This window comes from Brevibacterium sp. UMB1308A, from assembly GCF_030230605.1.
Classification (GTDB): domain Bacteria; phylum Actinomycetota; class Actinomycetes; order Actinomycetales; family Brevibacteriaceae; genus Brevibacterium.
This window is the reverse complement of record NZ_JASPDO010000033.1, coordinates 1-19,479: the sequence shown is the minus strand read 5'-3', so window position 1 is coordinate 19,479 and position 19,479 is coordinate 1. Positions and strand designations below refer to the sequence as shown.

Sequence of the window (19,479 nt, the reverse complement as noted above, 5' to 3'; positions counted from 1 at the left end):
TAGATCCACTCTACGTTGAAACTCCGACCACGCTTGAGGCCAGGAAACACGCCACAAGTGCATCGGTTTGTGTCGCCGGCGTGTTTCTCACGTGTGTCGCCTTTTAACATCCACGAAACATCTCACCGGTTTATACTCATCAACGGTGAAAAACTACATAGAAGGGGACGGGATGAAAACCGGTTTTGATCGCGAACGATATATCGAAATGCAGTCGGAACATATCCGCAAAAGGCGCGACCAGATAGGCGGGAAGCTCTACCTGGAAATGGGTGGGAAGCTCTTCGACGACAACCACGCCTCCCGTGTCCTCCCCGGTTTCACTCCAGACAACAAAATAGAGATGCTGCAACGTATCGCCGACGACATCGAAATTGTCATCGCCATGAATGCCCAGGATCTGCACCGCCACAAGGTGAGAGCAGACCTGGGCATCTCTTATGAAGAGGACGTTTTACGCCTGGTGGACGTGTTCCGCGAGCGCGGGTTCTTGGTCAACTGGGTGGTTGTCACACAGATGGATGAAGATAACACGCTGGCCCAGGCATTCATTGATCGTTTGGAACGTCTGGGCTTGCGTGTTGCCAAACACCGCACGATCCCGGGTTATCCCACAAACGTGAGCAGGATCGTAAGTGATGAAGGGTTCGGGCTGAACGAATACGTTGAAACCGAACGCGACGTTGTGGTGCTGACCGCGCCCGGCCCTGGTTCAGGAAAATTGGCGACGTGCCTGTCGCAGATTTATCACGACTTCAAGCGCGGGATTCCGGCTGGGTACGCCAAGTTCGAGACTTTCCCTGTGTGGAATCTTCCCCTTGAGCACCCGGTGAACTTGGCGTATGAGTCGGCCACTGTCGATCTCAACGACATGAACGTCATTGACCCGTTCCATTTGCAGGCATACGGCGAACGCGTGACCAGTTATAACCGTGACGTTGAAGTGTTTCCTCTGTTAAAGACGCTGTTGGAAACCTTGGCAGGTTCTTCGCCGTACCAGTCCCCCACTGACATGGGTGTGAATATGGCCGGCTACTGCATCACCGACGATGAGGTGTGCAGGGAGGCGTCTAAGAAGGAGATTGTGCGCCGGTATTACAAGGCCCTGGTGGACGAGGCGCGCAACGACTGGGACAACACGTTCTCTGAGCGTGCTGCAATCGTCATGAGTAAGGCGAGGGCTACCACAGATGATCTTCGCGTGGTGGCACCAGCGTTGAAACTGGAAGCTGAAACAGGTGCTCCTGCTTCGTGTATGGAGTTGGCTGATGGGACGTTGGTCACGGGTAAGACGTCTGATCTGCTGGGGTGCTCGGCCGCCATGTTGTTGAACGCTTTGAAGCATCTGGCGGGTATTGACCCGGATGTTCATTTGTTGTCGCCTGAGTCGATCAAGCCGATTCAGACGGTGAAGACCAAGCATTTGGGTAGTTTGAATCCGCGTTTGCACACGGATGAGGTGCTGATTGCTTTGTCTGTTTCGGCTGAGACCAGTGAGGATTCTCGCCGGGCGATTGATCAGTTGTCACAGTTGCGCGGGTGTGATGTGCACACCACGACTATTTTGGGGTCAGTGGATGAGGGGATCTTCCGTAGTTTGGATATGCAGGTGACGAGCGAACCTAAGTACCAGCGGAAGAGCTTGTTCCACCGTCGCTAGGGTGGAGGCTTTGTGCCAGTGACGGCTGGCCCGAGTGGTTACAGACCTAAGGTCACGCCACGGAGGGCCAGCCGTTTGGTTTGCAGCCTTGTAGGCCTTTGGTTTGTTGTTGCATGAGGGGTGCAGGCTTGCCTTTGCCTGGACACGATTTGTGTCCGTGGCCGAGTGCGTGTCCGACTTCGTGGTTGATCAGGTAGTCGCGGTACTGTTCGAGGTCGTCGAATTCGTCTGTTGCGTCTACCCAGCGGTCGGCGTTGTACATGACGTTGTTGCCGTTGTGGCAGGACAGTTTGCCCAGTGTTCTTAGGGGCGCGCACATTTTGTCGACTGTGCCGGGCGTGGCCACGTTGATGGTGACGTTGGCGCGTTTGGGGCTGGTGACTTGGATGAATCTGACGTTGTCGACCTTTTGCCATCCGCGTTCGTCTTGCAGGGTTTTCATGATGCGTGCGGTGGTTTCGTCAACGTCAAAGGGAAGGTCTTTTTCGATGCGGATGTAGACGCGGAAGTCCTTACCTTTGTGATTGATGGGGGATAGTTTTTCGCTGACGTTCCATTTTTGCGATCCCTTACGTGGGATGTCGGCGGTGGTGAAGTCGCGGTCTTTTGCTTTGGTTGGTTCTGGGGTGGGGCTGGGTTTTGGTGCCGCCGAGGTCGTCGCTGTTTGCGTTGGTTCTTCAGTTGCGACCGGTGTGGGTGTGGGGGTGTTTTGAGTGGCTTGTGCTTGAGGTTGGGTTGAGACGGTGCCCATGTTTGGGCGGGTGAGGTCCCACGCGATGATGCCTGAGGCGATAAAGCACACGATTATTAGCGATGCGAGCACAATTTTGTATGTGCGAGAGTTCGGCTCAAACACAGCTCTTCCAACCTTCAACTTCCACGACGGTTAAAGGATATCGATGACTAGCTCGCAACTGCTTGTGCCACGCTGAGGAGCTGCGCAGGCATGGGGCGTTGGAGCTTCCACAGCACTTGCATTGGTTTCGACCCGGTGTGACTGATGTAGTCGGCATTGCCCACACAGGTAAACGCTTGAGTTCCGTTTTCTGAGTCTTTTGTTTCCCTCACAAAGAGGACGATGCTCACTCCGTTCGACCTTTGATTGACGTATCGCTGTCCGGCGTTGCTTTCTACACTTGTGCGGTTCTGAGACTCCCAGTGGAACATACTGTCATTGAGCGCATAATCCTTGTACATGGTCTCCGGTGAAAAATGGTCGGACGATTTATTTAACGTGACGAACAACGCTTCTGTCTGGTGTTCTTGCATCCAAGCCACACCTTCGACGAATGATCCGGGAGTTTGCTTTCGTTTCCACCCCATGCCCATTGCTGCCAAGATTTCCTCACGCTTGTACTTTGCGTGCGATTTGAGAACTGTGGATCCCGCTTGTCCAGACAGTTGCTCAGGCACGACCCGAGTTTCGTTTCGGAGCACGTCAAACAGTTGCTGAAGCTCTGTGTACAGCTCCCCCTTTTCGCGAATAAGCCGGATGCCCTCGTCAATTCCTCCTGGACGGCCAGACGGCCACAAGGAGTAGTACAGCATCCACAAGTACGGGTCGTTCTGATCCGGAACTCCCCCGCGAGGGTCAGCGATTGAAAGGTAAGCCGACATCCGTTCAGGGTCGTCGACATGGGTCAAAACTTGTGCACGCATGACTGCTGGGCTGTTTGCGACGTTTGTTGTGTCGCCTGCGGCCCAACGTTGCAGTTGGAGCCAGCTAGGAGAGCTTTTGATTGTTTTATAGCTGCGACTGGCTCGTCCACCATAAATTGCAGATAGAGGGCGCATTGAAGAGTCCATGTACTCACGCATAGTGAGTTCGAGAGGGCTACGGTCTCCGGCAATTTCTTGTATTTCTGCGAGTAGCTGTGGAACGGTACGGCCAATCTGCTGTTTCACATTTTCAAGCACCGCCTTTTGGACTACTCGGTCGAAAACAATCTGTGTACCTGGCGGTAGGAACGGAAAGCCTTCCTCGACAGCGTTGAGGAGGCGTTTGCGAGTCAGCCCCGTCATGGCTCTGAGCTTGGTGTCGAACCGGAACTCTTTATTCTGAAGACCTACGAAGTCCAGGACTGTGAGAACAGACTTACCGACTGCGTGTCTCAGACCGCGACCTAACTGCTGCAGGAAGACCGTCGCTGACTGCGTTGGTCGAAGCATGAGGAGCGTGTCGACCGAGGGAATGTCCACGCCTTCGTTGAACATGTCTACAGTGAAAATGCAGTTGATACGCCCTGCGTTCAAGTCGGCAATAGCACGAGCTCGTTCTTCTCGTGAGATGCCCGTTGCCACCCAGGCTGATTTCAGTCCGGCCGCGTTAAAACGCTGTGACATGAATTGTGCGTGTTCCACTGAGACACAGAACCCAATAGCTTTCATCTTCGCAGAGTTTTCGACCTTATCCTCGAGCTCCTTGAGAATGATTCGCACGCGTGAATCGTTCGATGTGTACACGTTTTCGAGTTGACGAACATCGTAGTCACCACGAACGAAACGGATCCGAGACAGGTCAGTGCCATCGTTGACGCCGAAATAGTGGAACGGGACCAAAAGCTGAGCTTCAAGTGCGTCCCACAACCGAATCTCACTGGCGTAGCGGCCGCCGAAAAACTCTTGCGCAATGTTGATTCCGTCTGCGCGTTCTGGTGTTGCGGTTAGAGCCAGGAGCTCCTTTGGCTTGAAGTAGTCGAAGATCTTTCGGTAGGTAGGCGCGGCACCGTGGTGGAATTCATCGATGACAACAATGTCGAAATGGTCTGCCGGCCAGTTGTTAAAACTCCTGCTGAGAGATTGGACCGACGCGAATACGTGGTCACCTCTTCTCGGGGTTTCACCGCCTACGAAAAGCTCGCCAAAATCGGTTGATTTCAGTACTGCCCGATACGTCGCCATAGCCTGGCGCAGTATCTCTTCACGGTGTGCAACGAACAGTAACCGCGGCTCGCTTGCCCCCGCCAGAGTTCGGTAATCAAGCGCGGCCACAACAGTTTTGCCCGTACCTGTTGCAGCCACAACGAGGTTGCGGTGGCGATCGTTCGTGACGCGTTCGGCGTGGAGGTCTTGCAGAATTCCCAGTTGATGCGGGTGCGGGGTGATGTCAAAGAACCTTGTGTTGACCGTAGAACGATTCAGCGAGCTATTCTCAAGAGCCTGTTCGAGCTTTTCGCGATCGCGTTCGGGTACATACTCCTCGAAGTGCGGTGACTCCCAGTATGTGTCGAAGGTTGCTTCAAATTTTCCTAGAACGCTACCCGCTTGGTTCCGTGATACGCGAACGTTCCATTCCAGACCTTCGAGTTGAGCAGCTTTGCTTAGGTTAGAGCTTCCGACGTACCCGGTGTCGAAACCGGTGTTTCTGAAAAACATCCACGCCTTCGCGTGTAGACGTGTAGTGCTTGAGTCGTAATTGACTCGAACCTGGGCGCCACACTGGTTGATCAAGAAGTCAAGGGCTTTGGGCTCGGTTACCCCCATATACGAGGTCGTTATGACTCGAAACGGCACTCCGCGCAGTTTCAGGTCTTTCAACTCACTCTCTAGAACGCGGATGCCGCTCCACTTTACGAACGAGCAAATGAGATCCACCCGGTCAGCGCTTGCAAGTTCACGACGAACTTCCGAACCAATCTGCGGGTCGCCTTTCGCATTCGTCAATAGCGCGAGATCAGATAAGGGCGTTGTGGGTGCGGGTGGTGGCTCTTTCATGTATGTGGGGTAGACGGAAAGCAGTTGTTGTGGCCCTGCTTCAAGCGGTTCAGTGTGTGCAGGCTCTGATAGGAGGTTCAGAATCCGGTTTGCTTCATCAACAAGCTCGTCTTCTTTAAGAGCAGAAAGATGGGCATGAACCTGTTGAGCTACATAGCGTGACACCGCGGTAGCACTATCGACGTGTGGAACCTTTGAATGCCGATATTTCAGCACCCCGTCTCCCGCTTTGGAATTCACATATGCCATTTGCTGAACGGTCAGAAGCTGCTCACGCAGTCCGACAACGTCGAATTGCTCATTACCCATGAAAACCACCCGTCGTGTTCATAAGTTTGTGCACAGAAGGCAGGTCAGGCTCTGCCCAGTCGAGCGAGGAAAGTGATTCACGCTCGACCCACTGAATCATGTCGTGATCACTGCTCGTAGTTGGAAAAATGTGGGTGTCTACCTCATAGCAAGCAAGATCAATAGAAATGTCTCCCACGGGCGTGGTTGAACGGTCAAGGCATTCGCCGACGGTGACGTCTGTGAGCCCAAGCTCTTCTTCGAGTTCTCGGGCCAGGGCATCTTCTGGTGACTCGTGAGGTTCAACTTTCCCACCTGGGAATTCCCATTTACCGGCGGCCGATTTCCCGGCTTTGCGTCGAAAAGCCAGAACTTTAGTACCGTCGGTAAAAATAGCGCCCACCACTTGAATTGTGCTCATGTGTGTACTCTAACCGCAGGCACTGACACAGCTAAGCAAAGCCCGGAACGACCTCGGCGGGGTAACCTACCCAACCCACCCCGAAGCCCGGCATGACAGCGCCGCGCATGAAAGCGGGCCCCGCGACACATGTCACGGAGCCCGCTCTCTTACAACCCCGGGCCGCTCCAACGGGAGCGACTCCCCTGCCGCCTACAGCGACAACCGTGCCTTACGGCAGAAGTTCGTATGCAGGGAGGGTGAGGAAGTCGTGGTAGGTGTCATCGGTGGCCATGTCCACGAACAGCTTGGTCGCGGCTTCCCAGTCGCCAGCAGGCAACTTCGCCACTTCCTCGCCCACCAGCGAGCGCACCAGTTCCTTGGTCACAACCTCGCCGGTGTCAGACACGGTCGAACCTGCCTGGATCCACTGCCACACCTGGGTACGCGAAATTTCGGCGGTCGCGGCGTCTTCCATGAGCCCGTTGATCGCTGCTGCACCGTTTCCGTTGAGCCACGACTGCACGTACTGGATTCCAACTGAGATGTTGGCGCGCAGACCAGCATCCGTAATGTCGCCAGGTGTGTCCTTAACAGCCAACAGGTCGGCTGCTGTCACGTTGACGTCTTCACGCTTCTTATCGATCTGGTTAGGCTTGTCCCCTAGCACCTTGGTAAACGCGTCCTTACACGTGTCCACCATTCCAGGGTGAGCAACCCACGAACCGTCAAACCCGTCGTTGGCTTCACGGGTCTTGTCGTTGGTGACCTGCTCGTAGGCTTTCTTGTTCGCAGCCTCGTCCTTCGACGGGATGAACGCTGACATACCACCAATCGCGTGTGCCCCACGCTTGTGGCATGTGCGCACCAACAGTTCGGTGTACGCACGCATGAACGGCACCGTCATGGTCACGGCCGCACGGTCAGGGGTCACAAAGTCCTCACCCTTGTTCCGGTGAGTCTTGATGACCGAGAAAATGTAGTCCCACCGTCCCGCATTGAGTCCTGACGAGTGCTCACGCAGTTCATACAGGATCTCTTCCATCTGGAACGCAGCCGGGTACGTTTCAATCAGGCAGGTCGCACGGATCGTTCCCTGAGCAACACCCAGCTTGTTCTGCGCGTACACAAACACGTCGTTCCACAGGCGTGCTTCCAGGTACGACTCCATCTTTGGCAGGTAGAAGTATGGCCCCAGACCCTTTTCAATCTGCCTACGCCCAGCGGTTGCAAAGTACAGCGCGAAGTCCACCAGCGAACCCGAAACCGGTTCGCCATCGACCAGAATGTGCTTTTCAGTCATGTGCCAACCACGTGGACGCACAATGATCGTAGGCAGTTCCTCATCCGGGCGCAGCTTGTATTCCTTGCCCGTTTCTTCTGCCACAAAGTCGATCTCACGGTTGATCGCGTCCAGCAGGTTCACCTGCCCGCCCAGCACCGATTCCCACGCCGGAGTGTTCGCGTCTTCCTGGTCAGCCAGCCATGCCTTCGCACCGGAGTTCAACGCGTTAATCGTCATCTTGCGGTACGTAGGACCAGTGACCTCAACCCGGCGGTCTTCCAAACCAGGAGCAGGAGCAGCAACCTGCCACTCAGCGTCCTCGCGGATGTGCGCGGTCTCTTCCAAGAAGTCCAGCTCGCCACCCTCATCGAGGAACTTCTGCACCTCTTTACGCGCAGCCAACCGAGCCTGGCGCTCGGACTCAAACTTGCGGTGCAGATCAGCGATCAACTCCAACGCATCTGTGGTGAGGACCTTCAGGTGCTCATCTGCGACCTCGGCGGTAAATTCCATTCCCTGTGGAAGATCAAGCTTCGTTGCCATGGGTTTCCCTTCAGTTAAATGATCTTTGGATCAATGGCTTTTGACGGTTGTGTTTCAGCGGATAGTTGACTGGATTATTGACTGTCAGCGCCCAGACGGGCGAGGACTGCTTGGGCGACCTGGGCGTCTTCGGCCGGTTTACCGCCTGCCACTCCAAGTCCACCTACGTGCACGCCGTCGAAAGACAACGGCACACCACCCGCGATCGACGTGAGAATCCCACCCGATCCGAGCTCCAATTTGGTTGCCAGCTCCGGCAGGATCGCCGCACTGGGTTTGCGTGTTGAGGCGGCAGTTTGTGCCTTCCTCTTCGACGTTTCGACGCTGTGTGGGGTCATCCCGTCAGCACGCCCGTACGCGACCAGCCCCAAGGACGGGTCAACTACAGTCGCGCACAGTTTCAGACCCAGCTTTTCGCCTTCTTCCAGCGTCAGCGCGACGGCTCGCGCAGCCGTTTCATATGTCACGACATTGACAGTTGTGTAAGCACTCATGTTCGCGCCTTTCGTAAGTAAATCGCCGAGGTGGTTTCCGGCTGGCCGTTAACCCATCACAAAGCACGAACCGGGGTTCATGATTCCTTGCGGGTCGATCGCTTTCTTGATTCGGTGGTTGAGATCCAGCACGTCGTCACCCAAGTAGTGGGTGAGCCACGGCTGCTTGAGTTTCCCGACCCCGTGTTCACCGGTAATCGTTCCACCCAGCCGCATAGCCAGATCCATGATTTCGCCGTACGCGATGTGAGCGCGTTCCTCTTGATCCTTATCGGTTGGATCAAAAACTACGAGCGGGTGGGTGTTTCCGTCACCCGCGTGTGCCATCACAGCCACTGTGACGTCACGGCTCTTCGAGATTTCCTCAATTCCCACGACCAGGTCCCCTAAGCGTGGAATCGGAACTCCCACGTCTTCAAGCAAGATCGTTCCGGTCATTTCAACCGCCGGGATTGCGGCCCTGCGAGCCGCCGCAAACATCTCCCCTTCGTCAGGGTCCGCTGTGTAGTAGCACTCGGAAGCACCATTGCGGTTACAGATTTCTTCGACCATCTGGATTTCTTCCGTGGCGTGCTGAGCCGGCTCGTCTGACTGCACCACCAACATGGCCTTCACACTGCGGTCCAGCCCCATCTTCATCTGGTCTTCCACTGCGTTGATACACACGTCGTCCATGAACTCCAACATGGACGGGCGCATCTTGCGGGTAATTTCTAGCACCGCGTTCATGGTTCCCTCCAACGTGGGGAACGTAGCCACCAGTGTGGTGGGTTGGCGCTGCGCTGGGATGAGTCGCAAGGTTATGGACACGATGATGCCCAAGGTGCCTTCCGAGCCCACAAACAGTTTGGTGAGCGACAGACCCGCAACGTCCTTCAAGCGTGGCCCACCCAGTTTGACTAGCCTGCCGTCTGGCAAAACAACTTCAAGGCCCAGCACGTAGTCCGTTGTCACGCCGTATTTCACACAACAGAGACCACCGGCGTTTGTCGCGATGTTTCCGCCGATCGAACAGAACTGGAAGCTCGCAGGGTCTGGCGGGTACCACAGCCCGTGTTCGGCCGCTGCGACTTTGACTTCGTTGTTGATGGCACCAGGTTGCACAACAGCGGTACGCGTCACAGGGTCAATGTCGATGTTGTTCATCTTGTCAACACTGATAACGATGCACCCGTCAACAGCAGTTGAGCCACCTGAAAGACCTGAGCCAGCACCACGAGGAACTACCGGGATGTTGTGCTTTGCCGCGAACTTGATGGCCGTTTGGACATGCTCGACTTCAGTTGCACGCACTACAGCTACAGGCATTCCCGCATTGGGGTCATTCGCCCGGTCACGCCGGTACGCTTCCATGGTGTCTGGGTTCGTAATGAGAACCCCAGCAGGCAACTGCTGAGCAAGTTCATCCAGCATGCGACAACCTTCCATCCGTCGTTGTATCACCACGAACCCCAGCAGGGTTCGTCAATATGAGCTCTATTAAAAGTGAACCATATTACTGCTATTTTGTCATGCAGAACGCAAATTTCACATAGCGAAACTAAAGGCGGCAACCTCGGGGGCACCCCACCCCAACACACCTACGCAATACGAAAACTAACTTTCACCACGCGAACATTTTTCATGAAAAGTGGCTTCACACGGCTCAGTTCTATGGCACACTTATGTGAATCAAATCACGTAACGTAACTCACAGAAAGTTGTTGGCATGGACAGTCTCGGCGTACAAGCCTTACTGGCGATCCTTCCCATTGTGATCGCAGGAACCCTGCTCTTAGGGTTCCGTCTTCCCGCAGTCATCGCGATGCCCGTTGGGCTTGTCGCCTCCGCCGCCGTTGCGTTCTTCGCATGGGGGATCTCCGGGACGACCATTATGGCTTCGGTCATCCAAGGAATTCTGGTTGCCATTGGTCTTTTGTGGATCGTTTTCGGTGCACTCCTCCTCCTGGCCACCATCACCAAGTCAGGCGCAATTGACACGATCCGCGCTGGCTTCATCGCTGTGTCACCTGACCGTCGCGTGCAAGTGGTGATCGTCGCATGGCTCTTCGGTAGCTTCATCGAAGGAGCTGCTGGGTTCGGAACCCCAGCTGCCGTTGTCGCACCGCTCATGCTTGCCCTGGGCTTCCCCGCAATGGCCGCCGTTCTAGCAGGCCTGCTCATCCAGTCCACGCCTGTGAGCTTCGGTGCCGTGGGAACACCTATGATCACCGGTATCGGTAAAGGTATTTTCGACTCCGGAATTGAGGCCACGAACGGTCTGAAAGAACGCCTCACCGAACTGGGTATCCCCCTTGACAACGTTACCGTTGCCCAAGACATGTTCGTTTCCCACACCGCCACCCAGGTTGCTCTCATTCACGGTGTGTGCGGTATCTTCATCCCACTTCTCTTGGCATGCTTCATGACCGGATTCTTCGGTGAGAACAAGAGCTTCGCAGCCGGACTGAAGGTAGCTCCTTTCGCAATCTTCGCCGCGTTTGCGTTCATCCTTCCCTACCTTGCAGTTGCCACGTTCATGGGACCAGAATTCCCATCGCTCATTGGTGGTCTCATTGGTCTGGCTATTGTGGTGCCAGCTGCTAAGGCAGGTTTCCTCGCTCCACGCGACACGTGGGACTTCGCCAACCGCGCCGCCTGGCCACAGCAGTGGATGGGCACCATGCGTCCACAGACTGAAGCTGCGAACATTAAGAAGCGCATGCCTCTGTTCCAGGCGTGGTTGCCGTACCTTCTGGTGGTCGCCCTGTTGTTGCTCACCCGCAACGTCCCTGCTATTAAGAAGTTCCTGGCCCAAGACGCAGTTCTGACTGTGAAGGACATTCTGGGCCAAGAGGGGCTTTCCCAGAAGATGGACCTGCTCTACTCCCCTGGCGCTATCTTCCTGGTCGTGTGCCTCATGACCTACGCGCTTCACCGTATGTCTGCTAAGCAGATTGCAGAGTCGTGGAAGATTGCCGGTGGCCAGATCGCCGGAGCTGCTTTTGCGCTCTTGTGCTCACTGCCCATGGTCCGCGTGTTCATCAACTCTGGTCCAGCTTTCAACGACTCGGGTCTTGACTCCATGCCGGTGACACTCGCGACTGCAGCGGCAAACGCAATGGGTCCAAACTGGCCACTGCTCGCACCGTTCATTGGTGCTCTAGGTGCATTCGTCGCTGGGTCTAACACCGTTTCGAACAACATGTTCTCGCAGTTCCAGTTCGCAACCGGTGCAGGCATCGGCGCTCCCAGCCCTGAAACTGTTGTCGCCGTCCAGGCTGTTGGTGGTGCCGCAGGAAACATGGTGTCCGTTCACAACGTTGTCGCAGCGGCCGCAACTGTTGGACTCCTTGGAAAAGAAGGCCACATCATCCGCAAGACCATCATTCCCATGGCCGTGTACTCACTGCTGGCTGGTTCGGTCGCCTACATGTGGGTGTGGGGTATTGGCTTCAACCTGGGAACGATCACGTTCGTTATCTGCCTGGCTGGTATCGCCACCGTTATCGCGTTGGCGGCCAAGCAGAAGCCCGTGCCTAACGACAGTCTGGTAGCTCCAGGTAGTGAGCAGGCGGCGTTCCCTGAACTGGCCGAGGTGGCCCCTGGTTCCAGCGCCCCACGCAGTGAAGAGCGCTAAGAACTGAGTATGGCTACTATTCAGTCAGTCAACCGCATGCTCGATGTGCTTGAGACAATGCGGTCGATGGGTGGGGTTGCCCGGAGTGTTGACATTGCCAACGCACTGGACATTCCGGCCCCCACCATTCACCGCATTGTCTCCAACCTCGCAGCTCGCGGATACGTGACACAGTTGACGGACAAACGATACGCTTTGGGCCCTGCTCTTGTGAGCTTGGGAACTGAGGCGGCCAAGCAGTCTGGATACACAATCCAACCGGTCTTGGACAAGCTCGCTCACACATTAGGCGAGACCGTGAACCTTGCGTATTTCACCAATGACGTTATGACCTACGTTGCACAGGCGACGTCCCAGCGGTCTATGCGCATGTTCACCCAGGTGGGTGCGCACGTTCCCGTGTGGGGTTCAGGTGTGGGTAAGGCTGTCCTTGCGACTATGCCAGACGACCAAGTTCACACGATTTTGGACAAGGTTCACTTGCCTCGGCTGCTGTCTCGCGACGCGTTACTCGAAGACCTGACCGCGTGCAGGAAACACGGGTACGCGCTCGACGACGAAGAACAGGAAGTGGGAGTGCGGTGCCTCGCGGTGTATGTACCAGGGGCACCCAGTCTCGCTGGCCTTTCCGTCAGCTCCCCCACGTCACGTTTGGGTCCAGAAAAGTACGCTGACGTGGCTGACACTCTACACACAGCTGCCCAGCAGCTTAATCGCCGCTGGGCAGGGTCGCACTAGTGCTTGTGTGTTCAGTTGAGGTCTAGACGATAACCACCATGGGCACAATCATGGGCTTGCGACGAAGTTTGGAAGAGATCCAACGCCCAATGGTGCGTCGGATGATCTGCTGGAGCTTGTGCTCATCGACAACCCCGTCATCCAAAGCGTCCGCAACTGCCTTTTCAATCTTGGGCTTGATCGTGTCGAACACGCGGTCGGACTCTGCGACACCTCGGGTATGGATGACCGGGCCCGCCAACACCCGCTTGTCTGACTTGTCCACCGTCATAAAGATCGACACGAACCCTTCACCCGCAAGGATGCGGCGGTCCTGCAGATCCGATTCGGTGACTGTACCCACTGACGATCCGTCAACGAACACGTAGTCACAATCCACGGCGCCCACAACGCGCGCCTTGCCGTCCTTGAGGTCCACAACCCAGCCGTCGTCAGCAACAACAACGTGGTCTTCCGGCACTCCCGTGTCGATCGCAAGCTTTGCGTTCGCCAGCATGTGCCGCCATTCGCCGTGCACCGGCATGACACCTCGGGGTTTAACAATGTTGTACGCGTACAACAGTTCACCAGCCGATGCGTGACCAGACACGTGAACCTTGGCATTACCCTTGTGGATCACGGTGGCGCCCAACTTCATGAGTCCGTTGATGACCCGAAACACCGCGGTTTCGTTTCCTGGGATCAAGGACGACGCGAGCACCACCATGTCGCCTTCGTTCACGGTCACGCGGTGCGAACCGTTCGCCATACGCGACAGTGCAGCCATAGGCTCACCCTGCGATCCTGTACACATGAGCACCACCTGGTCATCAGGCAGTGAGTCCACGTGCTTAATGTCGATGAGCACGCCCGGTGGCACGTTCAAGTAGCCAAGCTCCTGGGCGATCTTCATGTTGCGCACCATGGACCGGCCCACCAACGCGACCTTGCGGCCATGGGCAGACGCGGCTTCTAACACCTGCTGGACACGGTGGACGTGCGAGGCAAAAGACGCCACGATAATGCGTCGTTCAGCACGTCCAAACTGTGCTTCAAGAACAGCCCCAATGTCCTTTTCCATCGAGGTGAAACCGGGGACATCGGCGTTTGTGGAGTCGGTGAGGAACAGGTCCACGCCTTCTTCACCCAAACGTGCGAACGACCGCAAGTCAGTGATACGTCCGTCAAGTGGCAACTGGTCCATCTTGAAGTCACCGGTGTGCAGAATGGTTCCTGCACCCGTGCGCACGCACACTGCGAGCGCGTCTGGAATCGAGTGGTTGACGGCCACAAACTCGAGGTCGAACGGACCCAACTGGTCCTTGTCGTCTTCGGCGACGATGCGAGTAGTCGCGCGGATCCGGTGCTCTTTGAGCTTCGCTTCCACCAGTGCGAGGGTCAGTGTGGACCCCAGGATTGGGACGTCACCCAGCTTCTTTAGCAAGTACGGGACCGCACCAATGTGGTCTTCGTGGCCGTGGGTGAGCACAATTCCCACCACGTCTTCAGTACGGCCTTCAAGGTATGAAAAGTCCGGCAGAATCAGGTCGATTCCAGGCTGTTCTTCTTCTGGGAACAGAACACCGCAATCGATCACCAGGATCTTTCCGCGGTATTCAAACACGGTCATGTTTCGGCCCACTTCACCAAGGCCACCCAGCGCCACAATACGCAACGCTTCAGGGTCCGCCTTAGGTGGGTCACTCAATTCGGACAATAAATCAATCACTGTATGTACTTTCTACATGTGTTTTCTCATCAAAAAACTAAGTGCCTGCTTACCCGTACTACGGGTTGAGAAATTCGCCCAGCTTAGAACGCAAGAACTCCACCTGCTCTTCGGTTGCAGGCAAGAGAGGCATACGAGTTCCCCGGTACTGGATGATTCCAGCGAGCTCCAGGGCAGCCTTCACGGAAACAACCCCAGGCATGTGATTCATAACGGCATCCACAATAGGCACCAGGTTTTCAGCTACGTGCCTGGCCTGCATGAGGTCATTGTTGTGCACGGCATCAACCATGCGGGCAAGATCTTTGGCTGCCACATGCCCTACAACTGACACCAGGCCAATTGCACCGGCGGACATGAGTGGCAAGTTCAGTGCGTCCTCACCCGAGTAGTACACCAAGTCTGAACGCGTCATCACATCCATGGACGCCGCGATATCGCCTTTTGCGTCTTTCACTGCCAGAACCCGTGGGTGTTCACCCATGCGAATAAGCGTTTCGGTTTCCATGGGAACCCCGGAACGACCCGGAATGTCGTACAACATGACAGGCAACTCAGTCGAGTCCGCAGTCATTTCCACATGCGCACGAATACTGTCCTGTGATGGCTTGGAATAGTACGGGGTAACAACCAACAGGCCATCGGCGCCAGCGCTTTGCGCCTGCTGGGCCAGTTCAATTGAGTGGGCCGTGACATTGGTGCCCGCACCGGCAACAATTTTGACGTGTTCGCCCACTGCGCTTCGGACAACCTTGAGTAACTGTCCCTTTTCTTCATCAGTGGTGGTAGGTGATTCACCTGTGGTACCCGAAACCACCAGCATGTCGTTGCCTTGTTGCACCAAATAATTGGCTACAACCTGCACTGCGTCATAATCGACTGCCCCGTTTGGCGAAAAGGGCGTGATCATCGCCGTACCAACCGTACCGAAAGCATCTTGTGCCCGCTGAGCGTACGCACTATGAATCATAGCCATGTGCTCTACTCTACAGCGCTAAACAATACAACGCCCAAAGGTTTACGCGCGTGGCTCACCCTCAACGTCTAACAAACGGGTTAGTCTCAAAGTGTGGTTTTTCCCGCAGAAGGCTTTGGCACCTCGCGCTCTTCACGTTCCTTCGGGAACGTCGTCGTCAACCGCCTAGCACCTGCAAACCGCAATATCGGCCTCGACACCGCGCGTGGCATCGCGATCTTCGGCATGATCGCAACCCACATCGTCCCGCTGGTTGCAAACTCAGGGGAGGCCACCTCGGCCTCCATTTTTGCCGGGCGCGCATCCGCCCTCTTCGCAGTCATTGCCGGAATCTCGATAATCCTCTCCACCCGTAGCGCACTTGAAGACGGTGGCTGGGCCCGGGCCGCAGCGGGACTTTTCACGCGCGGACTGTGCATCGTGGTCTTGGGGCTCATCCTCGGCTTATTCACCACTCATGTGGCAGTCATTTTGGTGAACTACGGCATCATGTTCATGATCGCCACATTGTTCTTACGCGCCGGGCCCCGCACGCTAGGAGTGCTCGCGTTTGTGTGGATCATTGTCACGCCACTCATCAGCTTTGCGGCTCGCAACCACTTCCAGTTGCCCCAGGCGTTTGAGATCCCCAACCTTTTTATGCTCGCAGAGCCGGGCTACTTGCTCACCGCGATTGGCCTCACCGGCTACTACCCCGTCCTCCAGTGGCTGGGATACATGCTGATAGGCATGTCCCTGGGTCACCTCAACTGGTACCGCTCTGTCACCTGCTGGAGCGCAGTCGCCGTTGGTGCCGGACTGGCCGTGCTTGCAAAAGCCTTCTCATGGCTCCTGATGACAGCGTCACCCGCCGGGTTGTTCGCACTTCAAGAGTCTGCTCTCGACAACTACGACAAAACGCTTGACGAGCTACTCATCACAGGAACTCACGGGGTAACACCCACCGACACGTGGAGTTGGCTCACGGTTTCAGCACCGCACACAGGAACCACGCTCGACCTCGCCGGGACAATAGGCGTGGCGCTGGCCGTCATTGGGCTGTGCTGCCTGATTTCGAACGCGCTGGGCTCTTTTGGAACCACGTTTGAACAGAACCCCACTCATCAGCTGTGTGAAGGCCCGGGACGCGTGTGGTTGTTTTTCCTTTCTGCCCCAGGGGCCATGCCGTTGACCATCTACTCCGGTCACGTGGTGTTCCTGGAAATCACACAGCAGTTCCCGCTGGGCCCGTGGCCCGAATACGCACTTCACATTTACGTTGCCGTTTTCGCCGCTGTTCTGTGGAAGGTGTTCGTACTCCCCCGTGGTCCACTTGAGCAGGTGCTTTCGCTTGCCAGCTCTGGTGTGGCTCGTTTGGTTCCCGCGCGGGCGGGTCGCTAACGCTTCTCAGTCTCAGCGTGAAGTTTGATCGCTTTACGCATGGTGGCTCGGGCACGTTTGCGGTCCCCCGAGGCGTCATATGCACACGAAAGCCGAAACCAGCTGCGCCAATTTTCGGGATCAGCTTCTGCTTCTGCGCGATACTTTTCAAACTCTTTGTCTGCAGCTTCGCGAATGATTCGACCACCAGGTGTACGCGGAAGGTTATCTGGCGGAAGTCCACCTTCCTTTTCCAGGATCTTCGCCAAGCGTTCCATAGACGCCCCAAAAAACAGCTCCCGCACAATCGCCCACACTGCGATCACGGGGAAGACAAACAACGCGACCCCCATGATTTTGGCGATCGGTTGCGGGTCGGTCAGCAGAATCCACCCACGGTTGACCATCACCACCAGGTACGCGCCCAAGAGCACGACCATGATGATCGCACCAATTTTCGCCTTTGACATTACAGGTACTTTTCGAGCCCAACGGTGAGCCCGGGGTGGTCTGCAACCGCGTTGACTGCTTGGACGATTCCAGGCATGAAAGCCTCGGTCGAGTGCGAGTCGGTACGAATCGTGAGCGCTTCATGGGCTGAACCAAAGTGGATTTCTTCGCTGGCGTTCATGCCAACTTGTCGCACCGCGTGGACGTGGATCCCGTCGATAACCGCTCCGCGCGCGCCGTGCGGATCAGTTTCGGTGGCGTCTGGCACCGGCGGTAGGCCCGCCTGCGCGCGCTGCGCGGCGATACGCTTAGCCGTTGACACAGCCGTTCCACTAGGTGCGTCGAGCTTGCGCGTGTGGTGGATTTCAATCACTTCAGCAGAGTCAAAGTACGGGGCCGCCATTTCTGCGAACTGCATGGCCAAGACCGCGCCAATTGAGAAGTTTGGCGCAATGAGCACACCAACTTGGGGGTGTTCAGCGCACAGGTCTTCAAGCCTGTTCAAACGGTCATCGTCCCACCCAGTAGTGCCAACGACAGTGTGGATGTCGTTGCTGACCAAAAAACGTACGTTGTCTTCAGTTGCACGCGGAACGGTCAGTTCAACCGCGACCTGGGCACCGGACTCCACCACTTGCTCCAGGGGATCGGAACTCCCCAGGGTGGCCACGACTTCAATACCGTCGGCTGCTTCCAGGGCACGCACTGCGTGTGACCCCATGCGACCGTGTGCTCCCAGTACTGCGACTCGAATGTTAGACACCGACACTCCTCAGATTTGATTCGGTTCTATGCTAACCCTTACATGTACAAGCAGCTTTTCTGGCCGGTCTACGCGCCTTCGCTCTTGTTCCACACGGGGCTGGGCGCCACTCTACCCGTGTACGTGTTGGGCGCGCTCAGCGTGGGCGCAACCCCGGCGTTTGCGTCGCTAATTGTCGCGATCATGGGGATCATCCAGCTGACTTTCGCAGTCCCGGCGGGCATGCTGATCGACCGCATTGGCGACCGAGCAACCATGCTCATCGCCACATCACTGATCACCGCCGTTTCCGGTGTCACGGTTTTTTCGCTGATCGCCGGGCCTGGGGTTTTGGGCGCGTCCGTGGCTGTGGCTCTGTACGCGGCCAGCCTGTTCTTGCGCGCTCCCAGCGAAGCGGTGTGGACGCTGGCCCGGCAGTCGTTCATCACCCGGCACGTCCCCAACCACTTCATTGGCCGAGCCATGACCGCTTTAGGCGGCACAATTCGCGTGGGAAACCTGGTTGGTCCGCTCGCAGGCGCTGTTTTGGTCATGGTGTTCCCGCTGTGGTCGGTGTTTGTGTTTGCCACAGTGTGCGCGGCGGTCGCTGTGGCTCTTTTGTATTCGCCCGTGGGGTCCAGCGAAGGAAGGGACTCCGCCGAGGTGTCACCCACCCGCACTGCCAAAGAGACGGACGCTTCCACGGAGGCCAGCGCCCGCAAGGAGGAAGACGTGGCCGAGGTGGCGGACACCTCGGGCGGGGCGTCACCCGGGTTGCGCGGCGTCAACTGGACGGCGGTGATCTTAGCCGGTCTGCCGGTCATGGTCCTCATGGCGTTGCGGATTGTGCAGCCGGTGATCGTGCAGTTGTGGGGGCACTCGATTGGCCTGAGTGAGGCCGTGGTGTCGTTGTTGATCGCGTTGGGTGCGGCCATTGAGCTGGTCATTATGTTCCCGGGCGGATATGCGAAGGACCGTCTGGGTCGCGCGCCCACCCTGATTGCGTGCGTGAGTATTTTTGGCGCAGGGTTCCTAGCGCTGGTTGTGTGGCCACATGTGACCGGCGCGTTCGTGGCCGTGGTCATCATGGCTTTAGGCAACGAGTTGGGCGCCGGAATCAACATGACGATTGGGGCGGACCTGTGTCCCGCTGAAAACCGCGGCCGATTCTTGGGTATCTGGTCGCTTTTCTCCAACACGGGCCGAGTAGGCGGACCGGCGGTGGTTTCTGCTTTTGTCACATTTGCCACCCTGGGCGCTGGGATTGTTGCAATTGGCCTGGCCGGAATCGCCGGCGCTGTGTGGATGGCGGTGTTCGCCAAGAAAATTGGGCTACCCAGCCGGGTGCGCCGCACCTCACTGTAGCACCCCCCTTTGCGCCAAAACGCACCCCCAAAACACAACGTGCCGGGAACCCCGCAAGGTTGGGTTAATGCTCAAAATGTGTGTACGGCAGGGGCTTCTTGCCCAGTGTTCCGTAAGGCTTCAGGCGGTTATACATGC

The 19,479-nt window shown here is 56.6% G+C and carries 15 protein-coding genes; 5 read left to right on the top strand and 10 right to left on the bottom strand.

What is annotated here, in order from left to right:
* The first annotated feature begins 172 nt into the window (after positions 1-172).
* Complete coding sequence (locus tag QP868_RS11105) at positions 173-1,660, top strand: DUF1846 domain-containing protein (protein WP_284926633.1); 1,488 nt, start codon at positions 173-175, stop codon at positions 1,658-1,660.
* Between the two features lie 52 nt (positions 1,661-1,712).
* Here the strand turns inward: QP868_RS11105 and QP868_RS11100 are convergent, their stop codons facing one another.
* The 6 genes from QP868_RS11100 to QP868_RS11075 all read right to left on the bottom strand — a co-directional run bounded on the left by QP868_RS11100 (position 1,713) and on the right by QP868_RS11075 (position 9,797).
* Positions 1,713-2,516 (bottom strand): DUF3152 domain-containing protein, encoded by an 804-nt coding sequence (locus QP868_RS11100; protein WP_284926632.1) that lies wholly within the window; start codon positions 2,514-2,516, stop codon positions 1,713-1,715.
* A 47-nt stretch (positions 2,517-2,563) separates the two neighbouring features.
* A complete protein-coding gene (locus QP868_RS11095; RefSeq protein WP_284926631.1) occupies positions 2,564-5,683 on the bottom strand; it encodes a DEAD/DEAH box helicase in 3,120 nt (1,039 codons plus the stop codon).
* Positions 5,676-6,083, bottom strand: coding sequence for a (deoxy)nucleoside triphosphate pyrophosphohydrolase (locus tag QP868_RS11090; RefSeq protein ID WP_284926630.1), 408 nt, complete (start codon positions 6,081-6,083; stop codon positions 5,676-5,678). The genes QP868_RS11095 and QP868_RS11090 overlap by 8 nt, the downstream gene beginning before the upstream one ends.
* Positions 6,084-6,294: 211 nt before the next feature.
* Positions 6,295-7,890: a malate synthase A gene (gene aceB, locus QP868_RS11085; RefSeq protein WP_284926629.1), complete on the bottom strand. Its 1,596-nt coding sequence runs from the start codon at positions 7,888-7,890 to the stop codon at positions 6,295-6,297.
* Between the two features lie 74 nt (positions 7,891-7,964).
* Positions 7,965-8,384, bottom strand: a complete 420-nt coding sequence (locus QP868_RS11080; protein ID WP_284926628.1) for a GlcG/HbpS family heme-binding protein — start codon at positions 8,382-8,384, stop codon at positions 7,965-7,967.
* 48 nt (positions 8,385-8,432) lie between these two features.
* Positions 8,433-9,797, bottom strand: coding sequence for an FAD-binding oxidoreductase (locus QP868_RS11075; protein ID WP_284926627.1), 1,365 nt, complete (start codon positions 9,795-9,797; stop codon positions 8,433-8,435).
* A gap of 295 nt (positions 9,798-10,092) precedes the next feature.
* Between QP868_RS11075 and QP868_RS11070 the strand changes: the two genes are divergently transcribed.
* Together QP868_RS11070 and QP868_RS11065 are read left to right on the top strand one after the other, a co-directional pair.
* Complete coding sequence (locus QP868_RS11070; RefSeq protein WP_284926626.1) at positions 10,093-12,003, top strand: L-lactate permease; 1,911 nt, start codon at positions 10,093-10,095, stop codon at positions 12,001-12,003.
* Between the two features lie 9 nt (positions 12,004-12,012).
* Positions 12,013-12,741 carry an IclR family transcriptional regulator gene (locus tag QP868_RS11065; protein WP_284926625.1) on the top strand — a complete coding sequence of 243 codons (729 nt, stop codon included), beginning with the start codon at positions 12,013-12,015 and terminating at the stop codon, positions 12,739-12,741.
* A 22-nt stretch (positions 12,742-12,763) separates the two neighbouring features.
* Here the strand turns inward: QP868_RS11065 and QP868_RS11060 are convergent, their stop codons facing one another.
* Positions 12,764-14,449: a ribonuclease J gene (locus QP868_RS11060; RefSeq protein WP_284926624.1), complete on the bottom strand. Its 1,686-nt coding sequence runs from the start codon at positions 14,447-14,449 to the stop codon at positions 12,764-12,766.
* Between the two features lie 58 nt (positions 14,450-14,507).
* Positions 14,508-15,425 carry a 4-hydroxy-tetrahydrodipicolinate synthase gene (dapA, locus tag QP868_RS11055; protein WP_284926623.1) on the bottom strand — a complete coding sequence of 306 codons (918 nt, stop codon included), beginning with the start codon at positions 15,423-15,425 and terminating at the stop codon, positions 14,508-14,510.
* 93 nt (positions 15,426-15,518) lie between these two features.
* Here dapA and QP868_RS11050 point away from each other — a divergent pair, with 93 nt between their 5' ends.
* A complete protein-coding gene (locus QP868_RS11050) occupies positions 15,519-16,805 on the top strand; it encodes a heparan-alpha-glucosaminide N-acetyltransferase domain-containing protein (protein WP_284926622.1) in 1,287 nt (428 codons plus the stop codon).
* Here the strand turns inward: QP868_RS11050 and QP868_RS11045 are convergent.
* Positions 16,802-17,254, bottom strand: a complete 453-nt coding sequence (locus tag QP868_RS11045; protein WP_284926621.1) for a tetratricopeptide repeat protein — start codon at positions 17,252-17,254, stop codon at positions 16,802-16,804. The genes QP868_RS11050 and QP868_RS11045 overlap by 4 nt on opposite strands.
* Positions 17,254-17,997 carry a 4-hydroxy-tetrahydrodipicolinate reductase gene (gene dapB, locus QP868_RS11040; RefSeq protein ID WP_284926620.1) on the bottom strand — a complete coding sequence of 248 codons (744 nt, stop codon included), beginning with the start codon at positions 17,995-17,997 and terminating at the stop codon, positions 17,254-17,256. Before dapB ends, QP868_RS11045 begins: the two co-directional genes overlap by 1 nt.
* A gap of 42 nt (positions 17,998-18,039) precedes the next feature.
* Here dapB and QP868_RS11035 point away from each other — a divergent pair, with 42 nt between their 5' ends.
* The gene (locus QP868_RS11035; RefSeq protein WP_284926619.1) at positions 18,040-19,341 is read left to right on the top strand and encodes an MFS transporter; all 1,302 of its coding nucleotides are present in this window, start codon (positions 18,040-18,042) and stop codon (positions 19,339-19,341) included.
* Positions 19,342-19,479 lie beyond the last annotated feature (138 nt).